The organism is Nitratidesulfovibrio termitidis HI1 (genome assembly GCF_000504305.1).
Lineage (GTDB): Bacteria > Desulfobacterota > Desulfovibrionia > Desulfovibrionales > Desulfovibrionaceae > Cupidesulfovibrio > Cupidesulfovibrio termitidis.
Genome location: NZ_KI632512.1, coordinates 560,786 through 578,271, shown reverse-complemented (window position 1 = coordinate 578,271; position 17,486 = coordinate 560,786). Strand labels below are relative to the sequence as shown.

Annotated in this window: 13 protein-coding genes; 9 read left to right on the top strand and 4 right to left on the bottom strand. The window is 65.4% G+C overall.

The features are described 5' to 3' along the window. Window positions 1-88: 88 nt before the first annotated feature. Complete coding sequence (locus DESTE_RS02580; RefSeq protein WP_035064683.1) at window positions 89-610, bottom strand: hypothetical protein; 522 nt, start codon at window positions 608-610, stop codon at window positions 89-91. A 392-nt stretch (window positions 611-1,002) separates the two neighbouring features. On the opposite strand from DESTE_RS02580, the gene uvrB reads away from it, so the two are divergent. The 6 genes from uvrB to DESTE_RS02550 all read left to right on the top strand — a co-directional run bounded on the left by uvrB (window position 1,003) and on the right by DESTE_RS02550 (window position 10,291). Further along, window positions 1,003-3,045: an excinuclease ABC subunit UvrB gene (gene uvrB / locus DESTE_RS02575; protein WP_035064680.1), complete on the top strand. Its 2,043-nt coding sequence runs from the start codon at window positions 1,003-1,005 to the stop codon at window positions 3,043-3,045. Window positions 3,046-3,181: 136 nt separating this feature from the next. Beyond that, on the top strand, window positions 3,182-4,222 hold the full coding sequence (locus DESTE_RS02570) for a potassium channel family protein (protein ID WP_035064678.1): 1,041 nt from the start codon (window positions 3,182-3,184) through the stop codon (window positions 4,220-4,222). Between the two features lie 104 nt (window positions 4,223-4,326). After that, the gene (locus DESTE_RS02565; RefSeq protein WP_035069474.1) at window positions 4,327-5,097 is read left to right on the top strand and encodes a glycosyltransferase family protein; all 771 of its coding nucleotides are present in this window, start codon (window positions 4,327-4,329) and stop codon (window positions 5,095-5,097) included. Beyond that, entirely contained in the window at window positions 5,073-7,487 is a 2,415-nt protein-coding gene (ligA, locus tag DESTE_RS02560) for an NAD-dependent DNA ligase LigA (protein ID WP_084559320.1), read from the top strand. Before DESTE_RS02565 ends, ligA begins: the two co-directional genes overlap by 25 nt. Before the next feature lie 83 nt (window positions 7,488-7,570). Beyond that, window positions 7,571-8,350 carry a 4-hydroxy-tetrahydrodipicolinate reductase gene (gene dapB, locus DESTE_RS02555; RefSeq protein ID WP_035064674.1) on the top strand — a complete coding sequence of 260 codons (780 nt, stop codon included), beginning with the start codon at window positions 7,571-7,573 and terminating at the stop codon, window positions 8,348-8,350. 270 nt (window positions 8,351-8,620) lie between these two features. Then, entirely contained in the window at window positions 8,621-10,291 is a 1,671-nt protein-coding gene (locus DESTE_RS02550; RefSeq protein WP_035064672.1) for an NAD+ synthase, read from the top strand. Between the two features lie 470 nt (window positions 10,292-10,761). Here DESTE_RS02550 and DESTE_RS02545 read toward each other — a convergent pair whose 3' ends face one another. Together DESTE_RS02545 and DESTE_RS02540 are read right to left on the bottom strand one after the other, a co-directional pair. After that, on the bottom strand, window positions 10,762-12,747 hold the full coding sequence (locus DESTE_RS02545; RefSeq protein ID WP_035064670.1) for a molybdopterin-dependent oxidoreductase: 1,986 nt from the start codon (window positions 12,745-12,747) through the stop codon (window positions 10,762-10,764). A 345-nt stretch (window positions 12,748-13,092) separates the two neighbouring features. Continuing rightward, window positions 13,093-13,524: an ACT domain-containing protein gene (locus tag DESTE_RS02540; protein WP_035064667.1), complete on the bottom strand. Its 432-nt coding sequence runs from the start codon at window positions 13,522-13,524 to the stop codon at window positions 13,093-13,095. 271 nt (window positions 13,525-13,795) lie between these two features. Here DESTE_RS02540 and DESTE_RS02535 point away from each other — a divergent pair, with 271 nt between their 5' ends. The 3 genes from DESTE_RS02535 to DESTE_RS02525 all read left to right on the top strand — a co-directional run bounded on the left by DESTE_RS02535 (window position 13,796) and on the right by DESTE_RS02525 (window position 15,989). Beyond that, on the top strand, window positions 13,796-14,887 hold the full coding sequence (locus tag DESTE_RS02535) for an FAD-dependent oxidoreductase (RefSeq protein ID WP_035064665.1): 1,092 nt from the start codon (window positions 13,796-13,798) through the stop codon (window positions 14,885-14,887). A 6-nt stretch (window positions 14,888-14,893) separates the two neighbouring features. Continuing rightward, window positions 14,894-15,400 carry a 4Fe-4S dicluster domain-containing protein gene (locus DESTE_RS02530; protein WP_035064662.1) on the top strand — a complete coding sequence of 169 codons (507 nt, stop codon included), beginning with the start codon at window positions 14,894-14,896 and terminating at the stop codon, window positions 15,398-15,400. A gap of 220 nt (window positions 15,401-15,620) precedes the next feature. Further along, window positions 15,621-15,989: a hypothetical protein gene (locus DESTE_RS02525; protein ID WP_035064659.1), complete on the top strand. Its 369-nt coding sequence runs from the start codon at window positions 15,621-15,623 to the stop codon at window positions 15,987-15,989. Window positions 15,990-16,149: 160 nt separating this feature from the next. Here the strand turns inward: DESTE_RS02525 and DESTE_RS02520 are convergent, their stop codons facing one another. Further along, window positions 16,150-17,454 (bottom strand): phenylacetate--CoA ligase family protein, encoded by a 1,305-nt coding sequence (locus DESTE_RS02520; protein WP_035064656.1) that lies wholly within the window; start codon window positions 17,452-17,454, stop codon window positions 16,150-16,152. Window positions 17,455-17,486 lie beyond the last annotated feature (32 nt).

Sequence of the window (17,486 nt, the reverse complement as noted above, 5' to 3'; positions counted from 1 at the left end):
CAGACACTACCTGTTGTCCGGTGTTGTCACGTCCGGCGTCACCCGGTCCGGAGTTGCCCTGCCCGGTGGCGCACGGCGGCGCGGCGGGTTATTCCTGTTCGTGCACCAGCGGCTCGTGCTGGGCCAGATCGTAGAAACCGCGAATTGCAAAGGGCAGCGGATAGCGGGGCACCTCGTCGAAGCGGATGATCCCCATGGTCTTGCCTTCCGGCAGGGTAGAGAAGGGCACCACCCCGCGCGGCACCGGCAGTTGCAGCGGACAGGCGATGATGCAGGTCAGCCGGTCGGCGTAGCGCTGCGAAAGGTAGTTCACCACCGCGTCGCGTTCCGACTCGGTAAAGGCTTCCAGCACGGTACGCAGGGCGTCGGTTTCGGCTTCGGGGCCGGTAAGGTCTTCTGCGCCCGGAGCGTCCGGCTCCAGCGGGCCGCCGACAAGTCCGGGCATGCCGCGCAGGTTTGCCAGCGCCTCGGCGGTTGCGGCTTCGCCGGTCAGGCGGAAAAGATGGGCCTGAACGTTGCGCCGCCCCTTGAAGGTGCGGATGGTGACGGATATGACGTGGATGCGCTCCACCGGGGGCGTGCCTTCCACGGGAATGACGGTCAGTTCCATGCGGGCTCCATGCGTGGTTCCGGCATGCCGGGGTAGTGAACCGGGCAGCCGAAAGCGCGTGCTTCGTCGGGTTTGGCGTGGCGGCCATCGGTATGCGCCTGCGTGTGCAGGCAACGGGGCGTGCCGCTTCCGGATTTTTCTAGACCATCTTTCCGACGGATGGAAGGGGGCGGCAGGCCGAACCGCGCCTGCATTCCCCCTCCGGCGGGCGTTCATCGGGGTGCATCGCCGTTTGAAGGCCCCGCCGCCGTTGCGCGGCAGGGAGCCTGGTGACGGCATGTGCGGTGACAGCATGGCCGATCACTGCATGTCTGGTGACAGCATGGCCGGGGCGCCAGCCCGCCAGACTCTTTTCATACATCACGGGCCCGCAACGGGCCACGGACACACATATGACCCAATCCCCGTTCATCCTGCGCACCGAGTACGAACCGCGCGGCGACCAGCCCGAGGCCATTGGCCAGATCGTCTCCAACATCGAGGCGGGCGTGACCGACCAGGTGCTGCTGGGCGTCACCGGTTCCGGCAAGACCTTCACCATGGCCCAGGTCATTGCCCGCTGCGGCAGGCCCGCCCTGGTGCTGGCCCCCAACAAGACCCTGGCCGCCCAGCTGTATAACGAATTCCGCCAGCTGTTCCCGGAGAACGCGGTGGAATATTTCGTCAGCTATTACGACTACTACCAGCCGGAAGCCTACGTGCCGTCGTCGGACACCTACATAGAGAAGGATTCGTCCATCAACGACAACATCGACAAGCTGCGCCACGCGGCCACCCACGCGCTGCTCACCCGGCGCGACGTGGTCATCGTGGCCTCGGTGTCGTGCATTTACGGCCTGGGTTCGCCGGAATACTACGCCAAGCTGGTCATCCCCGTGGAGACCGGGCAGCGGCTTTCCATGGACGCGCTGATCACCCGGCTGGTGGAGGTGCAGTACGAGCGCAACGACTACGACTTCCATCGCGGCACCTTTCGGGTGCGCGGCGACGTGCTGGAAATCATTCCCGCCTATCATCACGAGCGGGCGCTGCGCATCGAATTTTTTGGCGACGACATCGACGCCATCAACGAGATCGACCCGCTCACTGGGCAGGTGCTTGCATCCGTGGGCAAGACGGTCATCTACCCCGCCAGCCACTACGTGTCCGACCGCGACAACCTGGTGCGCGCCATTTCCGACATCCGCGACGAACTGGGCGAACGCCTGCGCGAACTGAAGGGCGGCAACCGGCTGGTGGAAGCGCAGCGGCTGGAACAGCGCACCATGCTCGACCTCGAGATGATGGAAGAGATGGGCTACTGCAACGGGGTGGAAAACTATTCGCGCCATCTGGATGGCCGCAAGGCGGGCGATCCGCCCTCGTGCCTGCTGGACTACTTTCCCGACGATTTCCTGCTGTTCGTGGACGAATCGCACATCACGGTTTCGCAGGTGGGGGCCATGTACAAGGGCGACCGGTCGCGCAAGTCCACCCTTGTCGATTACGGGTTCCGGCTGCCCTCTGCGTTGGATAACAGGCCGCTGGAATTTCACGAATTCCTGGCCCGGCTGAACCAGGCCATCTATGTGTCCGCCACGCCGGGCAAGTGGGAACTGGACCGTTCGCAGGGCATCGTGGCCGAGCAGATCATCCGGCCCACCGGCCTTGTGGACCCCATCACGGAAGTGCGCCCGACAAAGGGACAAGTCGATGATCTTTTGGGCGAATGCCGCCTGCGCGCCGCGCGCGACGAGCGGGTGCTGGTGACCACCCTGACCAAGCGCATGGCCGAAGACCTGACCGAATACTTCAACGAGATGGGCGTGGCCGCCCGCTACCTGCATTCCGACATCGACACCATGGAGCGCATGGCCATCATCCAGGCGTTGCGGCGCAAGGAATTCGACGTGCTGGTGGGCATCAACCTGCTGCGTGAAGGTCTTGATATTCCGGAGGTTTCTCTGGTATCCATACTGGATGCGGACAAGGAGGGCTTTCTGCGCTCCACGGGTTCGCTCATCCAGACCTTTGGCCGCGCCGCGCGCAACGCTGAAGGCCGGGTGCTGATGTACGCGGACGTGGTGACCCGCTCCATGCAGGCCGCCATGGACGAAACGGCGCGGCGGCGCGAACGGCAGACCGGCTACAACGAGGCGCACCACATCGTGCCCGCCACCATCCGCAAGGCGGTGGAAACCCCGTTCGACGCCATCTACGCCGAAGCCGCCGAAGCCAAGGGCCGCAAGGGCAAGGGGCGCAAGGGCGCGGCGCAGGCGGCGGAAACCTTTGCGCCTTGGTCCAGCGACCCGCACGAACTGGCCAAGCAGATCCAGCAGCTTGAGCGCGACATGCGCGAGGCCGCCAAGGAACTGGAATTCGAGCGGGCGGCGGAACTGCGCGACCGCATCCGGCTGCTGCGTGAACACCTGCTGGGGGCCACGGGGGCCGGCTAGCATACGGGCGAAGACGTCGGCGGCACGGCGCGTCGGCACAGGTGATGGGGTGCACGCCCCACGGCGGGCGAGGGTGCGCAATGGTGCATACGTCCAGCTCATTCCGGGCCACAACGGTCACACAGGACAACGGCGCATGCGGCAACACCCGCTGATCACCCTGTACCATCGGCTGCGCACCCGTCTTGGCGCATGGGGGCCACTGGTCATCAGCCAGTGCACCATGCTGCTGGTGTTCGCCTCGGCAATCTGGGCCTATGCGCACATCGAGGGCTGGTCCCTGTGGGACAGCTTCTACATGGTGGTCATCACCCTTTCCACGGTGGGCTTTCAGGAGGTGCACCCCCTGTCGCCACCGGGCCGGGTGCTGACCACGGTGCTGATTCTGACGGGTGTCGGCAACTTCGCCTTCATCCTCGGCGCGTTCTCGCAACTGCTGGTGGATGGCAAGCTTTACAAAGTGCTCGGGAGGCGCAGGGTGCTGAAGACCATATCCTCGCTGCGCGGCCACTGCGTCATTTGCGGCTATGGCCGCATCGGCTCTGTGGTGGCGCGTGAACTGATGCAGGAAGGCGTGCCCATCGTGGTGGTGGAAAACGACCCGGTTGCCGTGGAACGGCTGGAAAACGACGGCATAGTGCACCTTGCGGGCGACGCCACCAGCGACGACGTGCTGAACGCCTGCAACATCGGGCACGCCCGGGCGCTTATCGCCGCGCTGTCGCTGGATTCCGCCAACGTGTACGTGGTGCTCAGTGCGCGCCAGTTGAACCCGGACATGGCCATCATCGCCCGCGCGGGCGATGCCTCGCACATCGGAAAGTTGCAACTGGCGGGCGCGGACCGGGTGTTCCTGCCGCATCACCTTGGCGGACTGCGCATGGCCCAGTCCATTTTGCGGCCCACGGTGACCACGTTCATGGAGCTGGCCCACTCCAAGACCGACCTGAACATCCAGATGGAAGAGCTGACCGTGGGCGACGCCTCTGAACTGTCGGGCAAGACGCTGATGGCGTCGGGCATCCGGCAGCGGTTCAACCTGATCGTCATCGGGGTGAAGAAGCCCGACGGACGCATGCTGTTCAACCCGGAATCGACCTACGAACTGAACCCCGGCGACACCCTGGTTACCGTGGGCAGGCCGGAGAACTTCCGGCAGTTGCAGGAGATTCTGTGACGGATGGAGTTGGTCCGGAACGCGGCCCGGACTGTGGCACGGATAGTGGCACGGATGCGGCGTCGGGGGGTGCCCCCACATCCGCACCCGTCTTTGTCCCCGTCATCGCCACGGTCATCCTGCACTACGGCGACCCGGCATTGGCCGCCAATCTGGCAGACACCATGCGCCGGGCCGACCCCGATCCCGTGAACCAGGCGGAGCGGGTGCTGGTGCTGGACAACGCGGCTCCGCGCCCGGCCATCGGCGCATGGCGCAGGCTGCCGGACAACCTGTTCTGGGGCGGTGCGCTGGCGTACTGCCTGGACGCCGCGCGGGACATGGGGTGCACGCACCTGTGGTTTCTGAACAACGACATTTCCTTCGAGACGCGCCCGCCGCTGGTAGCGCGCGCAGCCCTGCGCATGGCCCGCATGGGCGCGGCGCTGGCTGCGCGCGGGCAGGGCGGCCCTTCCGGAAAGGAGGGCAGGGTGGGGGTGTACGCCCCGGCGGTGGACCGCAACCCCTACCACCCGCAGATGGTGCGTGATGCGCGCCTACAGTACCGGCGTGTGGCGCTGGTGGACGGCATTGCCCCACTGATAGACCTTGATTGCGCCCGCGAGGTGGGCGGCGCGGACTGCGCCGACAATCCGCGCGGCTACGGGGTGGATGTCTGGCTGTCACTGCGGGCGCACCGCGCGGGCTGGCCGGTGGTGGTTGACCATCAGCTTGTTGTCCGGCACCGCTACCACACCACGGCGCGCTCGGTGGACGGCTTCATGGATGCCGCCGCCCGCGCCGAACACGAGTACATGACCCGCCGCCTCGGCCCCGCATGGCGCGACGAGGTGGCCCGGCTGCAACACCAATGGACCGACGAGACCAGGCTGTGAGCATTTCCGACGAAATTTCCCCCGCCAATACGGCACCCGAAGCAGCGCCCGCTGCACCTTCTCATGTTGCCGCCCGCGCGGAAGCCCTGCGCGAATTGCTGAACTACCACAGCCAGCTTTACTACGTACAAGGTACTCCGGAAATTTCCGATGCCGAATACGACGCCCTGTTCCGCGAATTGCAGGACATCGAGGCGGAATGGCCAGAACTGCTTACTCCAGACTCTCCCACTCATAATGTGGGGGCAAATTTGGGTGTGCATATTACCGGCCACGTTGACATGCGAGTAAATGTGTCCCTCAGCGCTAACGGTCGAGCAGGGCAGACCGTGACTCGGGCGCACTCTTTGCCGATGTATAGTTTGGATAATGTATTTTCTGCAGATGACTGGGATGCCTTTGTGAAACGGTTAGTGCGGGCCGAGCCAAATGCGCCGCTAGTTTTTTGGTGCGATCCAAAGATGGATGGCTTGGCAATTGAAGTCATTTACGAACATGGTGTTTTTGATAGCGCGTTAACCAGAGGCAATGGCGAAATTGGCGAGGTGGTCACCGAGGCAGTGAGCACTGTGCGCAATCTGCCACCTCGGCTTCTTGGTGACGGCCCCCACCCGACGCGGCTTGAGGTCCGAGGCGAGTTGATCATGACTCGTCATGATTTCGAGGCCCTCAACGCCGCCCGACGCGGCGCGGGCGAAAAGCTGTTCGCCAACCCGCGCAACGCCGCCGCCGGGTCGGTACGCCAACTGGATGCCTCGGTCACGGCGGGGCGTCCGTTGCGCTTTCTGGCCTACGGGGTGGGGCAGGTGCTCTGGCCTGTGGAAGTGACCAGCGGTTCGTCCCCAACCGCGCAGGGGCCGGAGGCGCGCTGGTCCACCCACGGGCAGGTCATGGCCGCACTGGCGGAGTACGGCTTTGGCACGCCGCCCGGTGCACGGCGCTGCGAGACCCCGGCGGAGGTCATGGCCTATTACGAAGACCTGGGTCGACGCCGGTCGGAACTGCCCTTCGACATCGACGGGGTGGTGGCCAAGCTGGACGATCTGGCCGCGCAGGCCGCGCTGGGCTATACCGCCCGCGCCCCGCGCTGGGCCATCGCCCTGAAGTTCCCGGCGCACCAGGCAACCACCCGGCTGGAACACATCGCCATTCAGGTGGGCCGCACGGGGGTGCTGACTCCGGTGGCGGAGCTTGCCCCGGTGGCCGTGGGCGGGGTTACCGTGTCGCGGGCCACCCTGCACAACGAGGACGAAATCCGCGCCAAGGATTTGCGCGTGGGCGACATGGTGGTGGTGCAGCGTGCGGGCGACGTGATTCCCGAGGTGGTGCGCCCGCTGGTGGACCAGCGCCCGGCGAACGGCCTGCCGGAGTTCGAATTTCCGCGCGCCTGCCCCGTCTGCCATACCCCGGTGCGCCGTGAACCCGGCGAGGCCGCATGGCGCTGCGTCAACGTGGGCTGCCCCGCCGTGGTGCGCCAGTCCATCATTCACTTCGTGTCAAAGGCCGGGCTGGACATCCAGGGCGTGGGCCGCAAGTGGGTGGAACTGCTGGTGGACCGGGGCAAAGTGGCCAGCCCGGCAGATCTCTTTGCGCTCGACAAGCAGACCCTGCTGGCCTTCGAACGCATGGGGCCGAAACTGGCGGAGAATTTCGTCGCCGCCTTTGACGCGGCACGCACCGGGGCCACCCTGAATCGGCTCATCTGCGCGCTGGGCATCCGCCACGTGGGCGAACAGACCGCGCGCACCCTAGCTGCCCACTTTGCCGATCTCGACGCGCTGGGGGCTGCGGAAGCCGAGACGCTGCAACAACTGCCGGACATCGGGCCGGAGGTGGCCGCCTCCATCCGTGCCTTTTTCGCCAACGAGGGCAACCGCGCCCTATTGGAACGGCTGCGAGGCGTGGGCCTGTGGCCGGTGCGTCCGGAAGCGGACGCGGCAGGCGCACCGGGTGGAGGCAGCGGCCCCCTGGCCGGGCTGGGCGTGCTGTTCACCGGCTCGCTGACCACGCTCACCCGTTCGGATGCGGAACGTCGTGCCGTGGCCGCCGGAGCGCACATCCTCGGCAGCGTCAGCAAGAAGCTGGACCTGCTGGTGGTGGGCGACAAGCCCGGCTCCAAGCTCGACAAGGCCACGAAACTCGGCATACGGGTACTGCGGGAACAGGAATTTCTGGACCTGCTGGAAGGCAGGGGCGGGGATGTGAAGCCTGCGGGGGGCGACGGCACGCCCGGCAATGAAGATGAAGTCTCCGCAGTGCCTGCAACTCCGCCTGCTCACGTTTCATCCGACGTGTCCGGTGACGTGGGCGAAACCGGCAAGCCCGAAGCCCCTGCCGCATCGACCAAACAGGATCTGCCCCGCAAGAAGGATCAGCATTCGTTGCTGTGATCCCTGCTTTTTCAGATCAGACGCCGCGCACGCCGGGCCGCATCCGGTTTCGGTGGCGCGCGCATAACGCATAAGGAGCGAGCATGAGCACTTCGATCATCGTCACGGGCGCGGGTGGCCGCATGGGTTCCACCATCTGCCGCATGGCGCAGGAAGACCCGGCCCTTACGCTGGCCGCCGTTGTCGAACGTCCCGAACGCCTGGCCTCGCTCGACGTGTGGAAATGCCCCGCCGGCAGCGACGCGGATGCGGTGTTTGCCCAGGCGCCCGGCGGCGTGGTGGTGGACTTCACCTCGCCAGAGGCCAGCCTGGCCAATGCCCGCGCCGCCGCCAAGGCGGGCGTGTCGCACGTCATCGGCACCACGGGCCTTACCGCCGAGCAGAAGGCGGAACTGGCCGAACTTGCCAAGACCGCGCGCATCTTCTGGGCGCCCAACATGAGCATTGGCGTCAACGTGCTGCTGAAAATCCTGCCGCAACTGGTGCAGCAACTGGGCGAACAGTACGACCTGGAAATGGTGGAACTGCACCACAACCGCAAGAAGGATTCGCCCAGCGGCACCGCCCTGCGCCTTGCCGAATGCCTTGCCGAGGCGCGCGGCTGGAATCTGCCGGACGTGGCCAACTACCACCGCGAAGGCATCATCGGCGAGCGCCCCAAAGACGAAATCGGCATCCAGACCATTCGCGGCGGCGACGTGGTGGGCGTGCATACCATCTACGCCATGGGCCCCGGCGAACGCATCGAAATCACCCACCAGGCACACTCGCGCGAAAACTTCGCCCAAGGCGCACTGCGCGCCGCCAAGTGGCTGCCCCAGCAGCAGCCCGGCACGCTGTATTCCATGCTGGACATGCTGTAGACGGTGATTGAAGAATAATCGGGGGAAGGGACCCTTTGAAAAGGGTCTCCTTCCCCCGTACCCCCATCCCCCCAAACTTTTTAATGGGGTGTTCGGGGCCAGAATGATTGGGCATTTTCCCATGCAGCAGTGCGCAGTCGACGTCAGTGCCCAATGAAAAAGTTTTGAAAGAGGGGAGAGGGGTTCGGGGAGAGGGGAGAAAACTTTTTCAGAAGTTTTCTCCCCTCTCCCCGAGGTCCATCCCAGCCTCTGTCATTCCGGAGAACATCAATGAACATCGCGTTGTTGCAGTTGAACATGGTGGTGGGCGACGTGGCGGGCAATGCGGCGCGCATCGAGGCGGCGGTCCGCGATGCGGCGGCGCGGGGTGCGGGGCTGTGCGTCACGCCGGAGCTGACCATCTGCGGGTACCCGCCACGCGATCTGCTGCTGCGGCGCGATTTCGTGCCCGGCTGCCGCAAGGCGCTGGAGGCGCTGGCGCTGCGGCTGAAGGATGCGCCGCCGGTGCTGGTGGGCGCGCCGGTGCCCAATCCCACGCCGGTGGGCAACCGGCTGCACAACGCGGCGGTGCTGCTGCACGAGGGCACGGTGACGGTGGCCACGCGCAAGGTGCTGCTGCCCACGTACGACGTGTTCGACGAGCGCCGGTATTTCGAGCCGGGGGTGAACTGCGGCGCGGTGACGGTGGCGGGCTGGCGGCTGGGCGTCACGGTGTGCGAGGACATCTGGAACGACAAGACCTTCTGGCAGGAACACCGCCAGTACGAGACCGACCCGGTGGCGGACCTTGGGCTGGCGGGGGTGGACGCCATCATCAATCTTTCGGCATCGCCGTTCACGCTGGGCAAGCAGGCGGTGCGCGAGAGGATGCTGTCGCGCGTGGCCTCGCGTTACCGGGTGCCGGTGCTGTACGCCAACCAGGTGGGCGGCAACGACGATCTGCTGTTCGCGGGCAAGAGCGTGGCCTTTGACGCGGTGGGGCACCTCATCGCGCGGGGCCGTCCGTTCGAGGAAGACACGCTGCTGGTGGACGTTGCGGCGGGCACGGGCGCCATCTGCCCGGACCCGGCGGAGCCGGAGGCGCAGGTGTGGCACGCGCTGGTCATGGGCACGCGCGACTATGCCCGCAAGTGCGGGTTCACCGGCGCGGTGCTGGGCCTTTCCGGCGGGGTGGATTCGGCGCTGGTGGCCGCCGTGGCGGCAGAGGCGCTGGGGCCGGAAAACGTGCGGGGGCTGCTGATGCCCTCGCCCCATTCCAGCGAAGGCAGCGTGACGGATGCGCTGGCCGTGGCCCGCAATCTGGGCCTGCCTGCTGACACGGTGCATACGGTGCCCATCGGCCCGCTGATGGAGGGTTTCGACGCGGCGCTGGCCCCGGTGTTCGGCGCGCTGGGTCGCACCGAGCGAAACGTGACGGAAGAAAACATCCAGTCGCGCATCCGGGGCAACCTGCTGATGGCCGTGTCCAACAAGTCGGGCGCGGTGCTGCTGACCACCGGCAACAAGTCTGAGCTGGCCGTGGGCTACTGCACCATCTACGGCGACATGGCGGGCGGCCTTGCGGTCATCGCCGACGTGCCCAAGACCCTGGTGTACCGGGTGTGCCGCTGGCGCAACGCCCAGGCCGGGTACGACCTGATTCCCACGGCCATCCTGGACAAGGCCCCCTCGGCGGAACTGCGGCCCGACCAGAAGGATACCGACAGCCTGCCCCCGTACGACGTGCTGGACGCCATTCTGGAGCGCAGCGTGGTGCACCACATGGACCGCAACGCCGTGGTGGCCGAAGGCTTCGACCCCGCCGTGGTGGATAACGTGCTGCGGCTGGTGCGCATTTCGGAATTCAAGCGGCGGCAGGCCGCACCCGGACTGAAGGTGACCGACCGCGCCTTCGGCACCGGCTGGCGCATGCCCGTGGCAAGCCGATTGGTGTTGGAGTAGAGAAGATGGAAGCCGTTATTTGAAGCCTATTCAAACTGCCAAAAGGCGTTGCGGCTAGGTATCGGAGGACTCCTGTCAACGTCCCCATACCTGGAATGCAAATATTGCACAGTTGAGCAGGCCGACCGCGACCAGAAAGAGCGTCAAAAGGTTTAACCTCTTTCCGATATTGGATTGCTGCCGCGCTAATAGTATCTGAAGACGCAGTTCGGCATTGCGGCGGGCTTCAGGATCGCCAAAGCCACACCCATCATCCGATAGAGAGTCAACCAGGGATTCCAAATTTTCTTTTTTCATAGCAAGATAGCCCTGTTATCAATTGCACTGTACGGTTGGATGACAACGCTTTTATATGCTTAAAGTTTAAATATAGGCATATGTCACCATCGGAGCAGGCAATTTAATGCCGTTGTTGTGCATGCATTGCAACAGACACCATGGCCTGCTAGGTAGGACATTTGGCATAGCGTTCAGTTCTCCAGCCGCACCCGCTGCTCATAATACGCCGCGCCGTCGCCCATGTCGGTGGCCAGCGGTGCGATGAGGGCATTGGGCGAGCGGCCATGGGCCAGCCAGCCGCCACGCGGCATGACGACGGTGCGGGGGTGGAGGCCGGGCAGGGTTTGCACCTGCACGGGCATGCGGCCATGCGGCGAGGCGATGAACACGGGGCGGTCCAGGTCCAGTGCGGCAAGGGCGGGGCATTCCGGCGCCACCTGCACGATGAGCGGGGCGGCATCATCGGTGGGCTGGCGTTCGGGTAGGCCCACCTGCGAGTTGAGATGGTCCGGGGCCAGCAGGGTCAGCAGGTGCAGGGGGTAGTCGTCCTGTGAAACGCCATTCGCCGTGGTCACGGCTGCGCCGTCCATGTGCAGGGCCTGGGGCAGGTGGTACAGACCGTCGGGGTGGGCGAAGCGCAGGCCTTCCCACGCGACCGGGGCACGTTTGGCCTTGGTCCAGCCGGTGGCCTTCAACTCTTCAAGTGAAACTTCAAGGTAGGGCGAACGCAGGGCCTGCCGCAGCACGTCTTCCCGGTCGGGGAAGGGAATGGGCCGCGCCAGTCGCTCCGCCACGCCGCGCGCGATGTCGAAGTCGTGGCGCACCTCGCCGGGCATGGGGCAGGCGGGGGCGGCATAGGCAATGTAGTTGTGGTAGGCAGAGCCGAAGATTTCCTCGCGCTCCAGCACCAGCGCACAGGGCAGCACCACGTCGGCCCGGCGGGCGGTGTCGGTCAGGAAGGCCTCCACCACCACGGTAAAGTCGATGGACTCCACGGCACGGGCCAGCGCCGGAGCGTCGGGCGATTGGTTCACCGGATTGAAGGCGTCCACCCACAGGAAGCGCACCGGCGGGTCGGCTTGCGCCAGTTCCTGCGCCAGATGCGAGAGCAGGAAGGTGCGGGCGGGCGTGCCAGCTTTCTTGCCCCACGAAAGGTCCAGGCTGCGGCCGGATGAAATGCCGTAGTACGCGCCCCCACCGGAAACGCCCATGTTGCCGGACAGCATGACCAGCGCGTTGATGAACCGCACGCTCTCGCCGCCGCGCAGGTAGCGTTGCAGCCCCCAGCCCAGCAGACTGGCCGTGGGGCCGCCATTGCCCGTCTGACCGCGCATCCACTTGCACAGGATATCCAGATCTTCGGTGGTGGCGTCGCAGGCGGACAACAGGTCCGCTTCGCTCATTGCCAGCAGCATAGCCCGGAACTGCTCGAAGCCGTGCGTGCGCTCGCTGATGGTCGGCGGCACGGCGTCTTCCGTCAACAGACGACGGATGGCCGCTGCGGCCAGAAAGCGGTCACTCCCGGGGCGGATGCGGATGCGCGCGTCCGTAAAGGCGTCGTTGTCGTCGCCGCCGGGAGAGATGGTCAGCACCGGCACGCCTCGCTTGCGGGCGTCGCGCACCATCAGTCCCAGATGCAGCGAGGACCGGGCCAGATCCTTGCCCCAGTTGACGATGGCGGCGGCGTTGGCCAGGTCGTCGCTGTCGTTGTGGTCCGGCGCGCCGAAGTCGGCCTCGCAGGCTGCATCACCAGCCCCGTCGCACAGCGAGCCGCGCTTGCTGGCCGCGCCCAGGCTGTTGAAAAGATAGTTGCTGGCTTCGGCCAGCGCCCCCCGATAGCCGAAGCCGCGCAGGTGCAGGATGGATTCCGGCGTATCGCGCAGCCCGTCCAGCCTTGAAGCGCACAGGCTCAGCGCCTCGTCCCAGGTGGCCGGGTGCAGCGCGCCGTCCGCGCCGCGCACCAGCGGCGTGGTAATCCGGTCGGGGCTCAGGCGGCGGGCGGCCAGCCCGCGCCCCTTGACGCAGACCACCCCGCGCGTGAACGGGTGGTCCGGGTTGCCGGAAACGCGCACACCCCCGGCGGGGTCGTCGTGCAGGGATATTTCTTCGTCGGGCAGATGCACCACCAGCGAACAGGCCCCGTGACAGTCGAGGGAACAGGCGGAAAGGCGTTGCATGCGAAACTCCGTGGGGAGCGGGTTGGCGAAAGGGCAGGGTGCTCGACGGCAGCGGCTGGCCGCGAATGATGTGACGTAACGCCGCCCGGTTGTGGTCAGGTCGTGGCCCGGTCAGGCGGCGGTCAGGGAGCGGGCTGGGCGCGGTCAGGGCGTGACGAGTATTCCGCCCTCCCCGCACAGCCACCGTACACCGCCCCACCATGTATTCCGTGACCTCGATCACGGAAAGACGGCGCGAGGTGTGTCATTACAGAGCAGCACCAGAAAACCACGAAAAAAGGGCCGGACCCGGCAGCAACCGGACCCGGCCCCATCCGGTCAGGGAATGGACGCTGCTGGCAGTCCCTAGTCCTTGTACAGCTTGTCGCCGGGAATGACGGGAATGCCCGCCTCGTTCAGCACTTCGATGGCCTGATCGGTACGGTCGAAGCGGAAGATGAGCACGGCGTTGGCGCCGTTCTGCTGCACGAAGGCGTACATGTATTCCACGTTGACGCCGCGCGTGCTCAGCAGTTGCAGAATGCTGTCGAGGCCGCCGGGATGGTCGGGCACTTCCACGGCCACCACCGAAGTACGGCCCACGGTGAAGCCCTTTTCCTTCAGGGCGGCCTTGGCCTTTTCGTGGTCGTGCACGATCAGGCGCAGGATGCCGAAGTCCGAGGTGTCGGCCAGCGACAGGGCGCGGATGTTGATGCCCGCCTCGGCCAGGGTGTGGGTTACCTCGGCCAGGCGTCCGGCCTTGTTCTCGAGAAATACGGAAATCTGTTCCACTTTCATGGCGACAATCCTTTTGCGGGGTGAAGCAGGCCGGTTCGCCCTGCCGTTGCTGTCATTGAAGGTGGATAGCATCCCCGGCGGGCTGTTGACAAGCCGGAGCGGACTGGCCGGAGGCGGATGTGACGCCCCGATACGCCCGGCCAGATGCGTCCTTCCTGATGCACATGCCCATCCGGCGCTTGCGGAAGCAGGGCCCATGGCTATATTGAACACGCACGCTGCGCGTGTCGCACTTCGCGGCCCGGCGCACGGCAAGCACCGTGGAGCATCGATGTCCAACGCCATGAATTTCGCCTTCATGCGGGAAGAACCCGCACCGCCCAACGGGCGGCGTGTCGCCATCATCGGGGCCGGGCCTTCGGGCCTTGCCGCCGCCGGGTACCTGGGGTGCCTGGGCTATCAGGTAGAGGTCTACGACAAGCTGCCCAAGCCCGGCGGCCTGATGCTGTTCGGCATTCCGGGCCACCGCATCCCGGCGGACCGCATCCAGCGCGGGGTGTTCACCCTGTCGCGCAAGTTCGGGGTCAACTTCCACAACAAGACCAAGATATGTTGCAGCGCCCCCCTGCACGAAGAAGAGGGCGACCATTTCTCGTGCGACATCCGGGGCCTTGGCGAACTGGTGGAAGACCATGACGCGGTGATCATCTGCAGCGGCGCGTGGAAATCGCGCAAGCTGGGCATACCCGGTGAACAGCTGAAGGGCGTCTATTCCGGTCTGGAATTCCTGTTCCCCATCCGCGCGGTGAAGTACGCCACCAGCAATGTTTCCGTGCCGCCGGTGGAAGGGCGCACCGTGGTGGTCATCGGGGCCGGGCATTCGGCCATGGACGTGGCCCACAGCGCGAAAGCCCTGGGGGCAAAGCGCGTGGTCATGGTGTACCGGCGCACCAAGAAGGAAGCCCCGGCGGGCAGCTACGAGGTGGACCGGCTGATCGACGTGGGCTGCGAATGGCTGGAGCGGCGCACCCCGCTGCGCATCGTGGCGGATGAAACCGGCCAGCACGTGGCGGCGCTGGAAATGGCCGACGCCAACACCGGCGAGACCGAAGTGCTGCCCGCCGACGTCATCGTGACCTCCATCGGCGAAATCCCCACCCCGCCGTTCCAGAAGGAACTGGGGCTGGAAAACGTGCGCAAGGGCGAGGTGCGCTGGCTGCACATGACCAGCATAGAGAACGTCTTTGTGGCGGGCGACGTGCTGACAGGCCCCAGCAAGATCGGCAAGGCGGTGTACAGCGGCCTGCGCGCCGCGCGTTCGCTGACCAACTGGCTGGACCTGAAGGCCCAGCACCGCGAAAACGAATATAATTACGACGCCGACGTCATAACGCGCCCCGGCGCCCCCAGCGAGCAGAGGTAGCGCGCCATGTCGGAATGCCAGGGCAGGGGCAAGACCCTGCATATCGATTACAGCAAGTGCATTGGCTGCGAAACGTGCGAGGCCGTGTGCGGCTTTCTGTACGACACGCCGCGCATCGCCATGGCCCGCACCGGCGACGGCCAGATGATTCCCATCTACTGTCAGCACTGCGAACACGCCCACTGCATGAAGGTGTGCAACCGGGGCGCGCTGATGCGCGACCGTGACGGGGCGGTGGTGCTGCAACCCATGCTCTGCCGGGGCTGCGAGACGCGCAATTGCGTCATTGCCTGCCCCTATGCCGCTTTTTTTGCCACTGACCGGGGCGTGGCCGTGCGCAAGTGCGACCTGTGCGTGGGGCGGCGCGCCGTGGGCCTTGGCCCCGCCTGCGCGGAAATGTGCCCCTGCGGGGCCATTCGCTTTGCCGACCGTGATGAACTGGACGAGCTGGAAACGGAAGCCTCGCGCGAGGCCCGCGACCGTGTGCTTGCGCACATCCGGCCCAAGAAGTAGCAGGCACGGAAAAACGCTAAAATCCAACGGCGGGGCTACCTTGAAGCAAGGTTTCCCCGCCGTTGCCGCTTTTGCTTGCGTTGTTCTTCTATATCCAGCAGAGCGTTAATATGAGTTTTTGCCGTATGGGTGCTGTGGTGGACACAGTAGCGTTGGGCGTAGCCCGCAGGTGATTACACGCGACGCACCGACGGGACAGGACGCAAGTGGAGGTTGGCACATGTTGTTCAAGTGGATGACCCTGGTGGCGCTGGGCGTCGGGCTGCCCTGCTTCCTCGTCGGTGGGTATCTGAATGGAACCGCCGAACTGAAGATTAAGGATTTCCTGCGTCAGGACTTCAGGGAAGGCAGGGACCAGAAGGCCTACGTCGCTGCTTTTGCCTACGATCTGTACATTCCCCTGGAAGTGCGCCGTCAGTATTTCATCTCAACCATGCTGTCGGGGATCGCGTTGGTGTGTCTGGCCGTTCTGATGTTTCAAATCAACGACATTGCGGCGAAGGTGTTGGCCTCCGTGATGGGGATTGGCGTTGTCGGGGGGATGTTCTGGGAAACCCGGCGCTACCTGAAAAGCACGCGGCCACGCTGACAGGCAGGCGTCTGTGGGCAGGGCAGCGCAGGGGGCAACAGGAAGAACACCGGCGGGACGCATATCCGCTAACTGTACACCTGCCGGGCGCAGTAATTGTCGTGCAAAAAAGAAGGGGGCCGAAGCCCCCTTTTCGCATTCGTAATCTTGCGTGCCGCGTCTACGGCTTTTCGCGCATGTCGATGACGCGCTTGGCCTTGCCCTCGGAACGCTGGATGGAGCGCGGTTCTACCAGGCGCACCTTGGCGGTGACGCCCAGGAATTCCTTGATAGTCTTCTGCAACCGCGCTTCGCGGCGTTGCAGGTTCTTGATCTCGTCCGAGAAGAATTCTTCGGAAACTTCCACCTGCACCTCGATGTTGTCCAGGTTGCCCTCGCGGGTGACCAGCAACTGGTAGTGCGGGGCCAGCCCCTCGGTTTCCATCAGGATGGACTCGATCTGCGAGGGGAACACGTTCACCCCGCGGATGATCAGCATGTCGTCGCTGCGGCCCGTCACGCGGCGCATGCGCACGTGGGTGCGGCCGCAGGCGCAGGGGGTGTAGTCCAGCGAGGTGATGTCGCGGGTGCGGTAGCGCACCAGCGGAATGCCTTCCTTGGTCAGGGTGGTGATGACCAGTTCGCCCGTTGCGCCGGGGGGCAGGGCTTCGCCGCTGACCGGGTCGATGATTTCCGGCAGGAAGTGGTCTTCGTAGATGTGCATGCCGCACTTGGCTTCCACGCATTCCATGGAGACGCCGGGGCCCATGATTTCGGACAGGCCGTAGATGTTCAGGGCGTCGATGCCGAGCTTGGTCTCGATTTCCGCGCGCATTTCCTCGGTCCACGGCTCCGCGCCGAACACGCCGATGCGCAGGGGCAGTTCACGCAGGTCGATGCCTGCTTCTTCCGCCGCCTCGTGCAGGTACAGGCTGTACGAAGGGGTACAGCAGATGGCCGTGGCGCCAAAGTCGCGCAGCAGCAGCACCTGGCGCTTGGTGGCCCCGCCGGAAACGGGAATGACCGTGGCCCCCAGGCGCTCTGCGCCGTAGTGCGCGCCAAGGCCGCCGGTGAACAGGCCGTACCCGTAGGCGTTGTGGATGAGGTCGCGGCGGGTCACCCCTGCGGCAGCCAGGCTGCGGGCCATCAGTTCGGCCCAGTTGTCCAGGTCGCGCTTGGTGTAGCCCACCACGGTGGCCTTGCCGGTGGTGCCGCTGGAGGCGTGCAGCCGCACGATGGTGTCCTTGGGCACGGCGAACAGCCCGAAGGGATAGTTGTTGCGCAGGTCCTGCTTTTCGGTGAAGGGCAGCAGGGTGACGTCGGATAGCCGCTTGATGTCCGCCGGGGTCACTCCCGCCTCTTCGAACCGGCGGCGGTAGTGGGGCACGTTGGCGTAGACGCGCTCGCAGAGGTTCTTCAACCTGCGCAGTTGCAGCGCTTCCAGCTCCTCGCGCGGGAGCGTCTCGCGGTCGACGTCGAAAATCATGGGCTCTCCTCTCGGGTTCACCGCAGGCGGTG

Excerpts from the sequence above, each read along its gene's own strand:
- dapB (WP_035064674.1), top strand. The coding sequence starts at position 7,571 with ATGAGCACTTCGATCATCGTCACGGGCGCGGGTGGCCGCATGGGTTCC.
- DESTE_RS02580 (WP_035064683.1), bottom strand. The coding sequence starts at position 610 with ATGGAACTGACCGTCATTCCCGTGGAAGGCACGCCCCCGGTGGAGCGC.
- DESTE_RS02545 (WP_035064670.1), bottom strand. The coding sequence starts at position 12,747 with ATGCAACGCCTTTCCGCCTGTTCCCTCGACTGTCACGGGGCCTGTTCG.
- DESTE_RS02550 (WP_035064672.1), top strand. The coding sequence starts at position 8,621 with ATGAACATCGCGTTGTTGCAGTTGAACATGGTGGTGGGCGACGTGGCG.
- uvrB (WP_035064680.1), top strand. The coding sequence starts at position 1,003 with ATGACCCAATCCCCGTTCATCCTGCGCACCGAGTACGAACCGCGCGGC.
- DESTE_RS02540 (WP_035064667.1), bottom strand. The coding sequence starts at position 13,524 with ATGAAAGTGGAACAGATTTCCGTATTTCTCGAGAACAAGGCCGGACGC.
- ligA (WP_084559320.1), top strand. The coding sequence starts at position 5,073 with ATGGACCGACGAGACCAGGCTGTGAGCATTTCCGACGAAATTTCCCCC.
- DESTE_RS02520 (WP_035064656.1), bottom strand. The coding sequence starts at position 17,454 with ATGATTTTCGACGTCGACCGCGAGACGCTCCCGCGCGAGGAGCTGGAA.
- DESTE_RS02570 (WP_035064678.1), top strand. The coding sequence starts at position 3,182 with ATGCGGCAACACCCGCTGATCACCCTGTACCATCGGCTGCGCACCCGT.
- DESTE_RS02535 (WP_035064665.1), top strand. The coding sequence starts at position 13,796 with ATGTCCAACGCCATGAATTTCGCCTTCATGCGGGAAGAACCCGCACCG.
- DESTE_RS02530 (WP_035064662.1), top strand. The coding sequence starts at position 14,894 with ATGTCGGAATGCCAGGGCAGGGGCAAGACCCTGCATATCGATTACAGC.
- DESTE_RS02525 (WP_035064659.1), top strand. The coding sequence starts at position 15,621 with ATGTTGTTCAAGTGGATGACCCTGGTGGCGCTGGGCGTCGGGCTGCCC.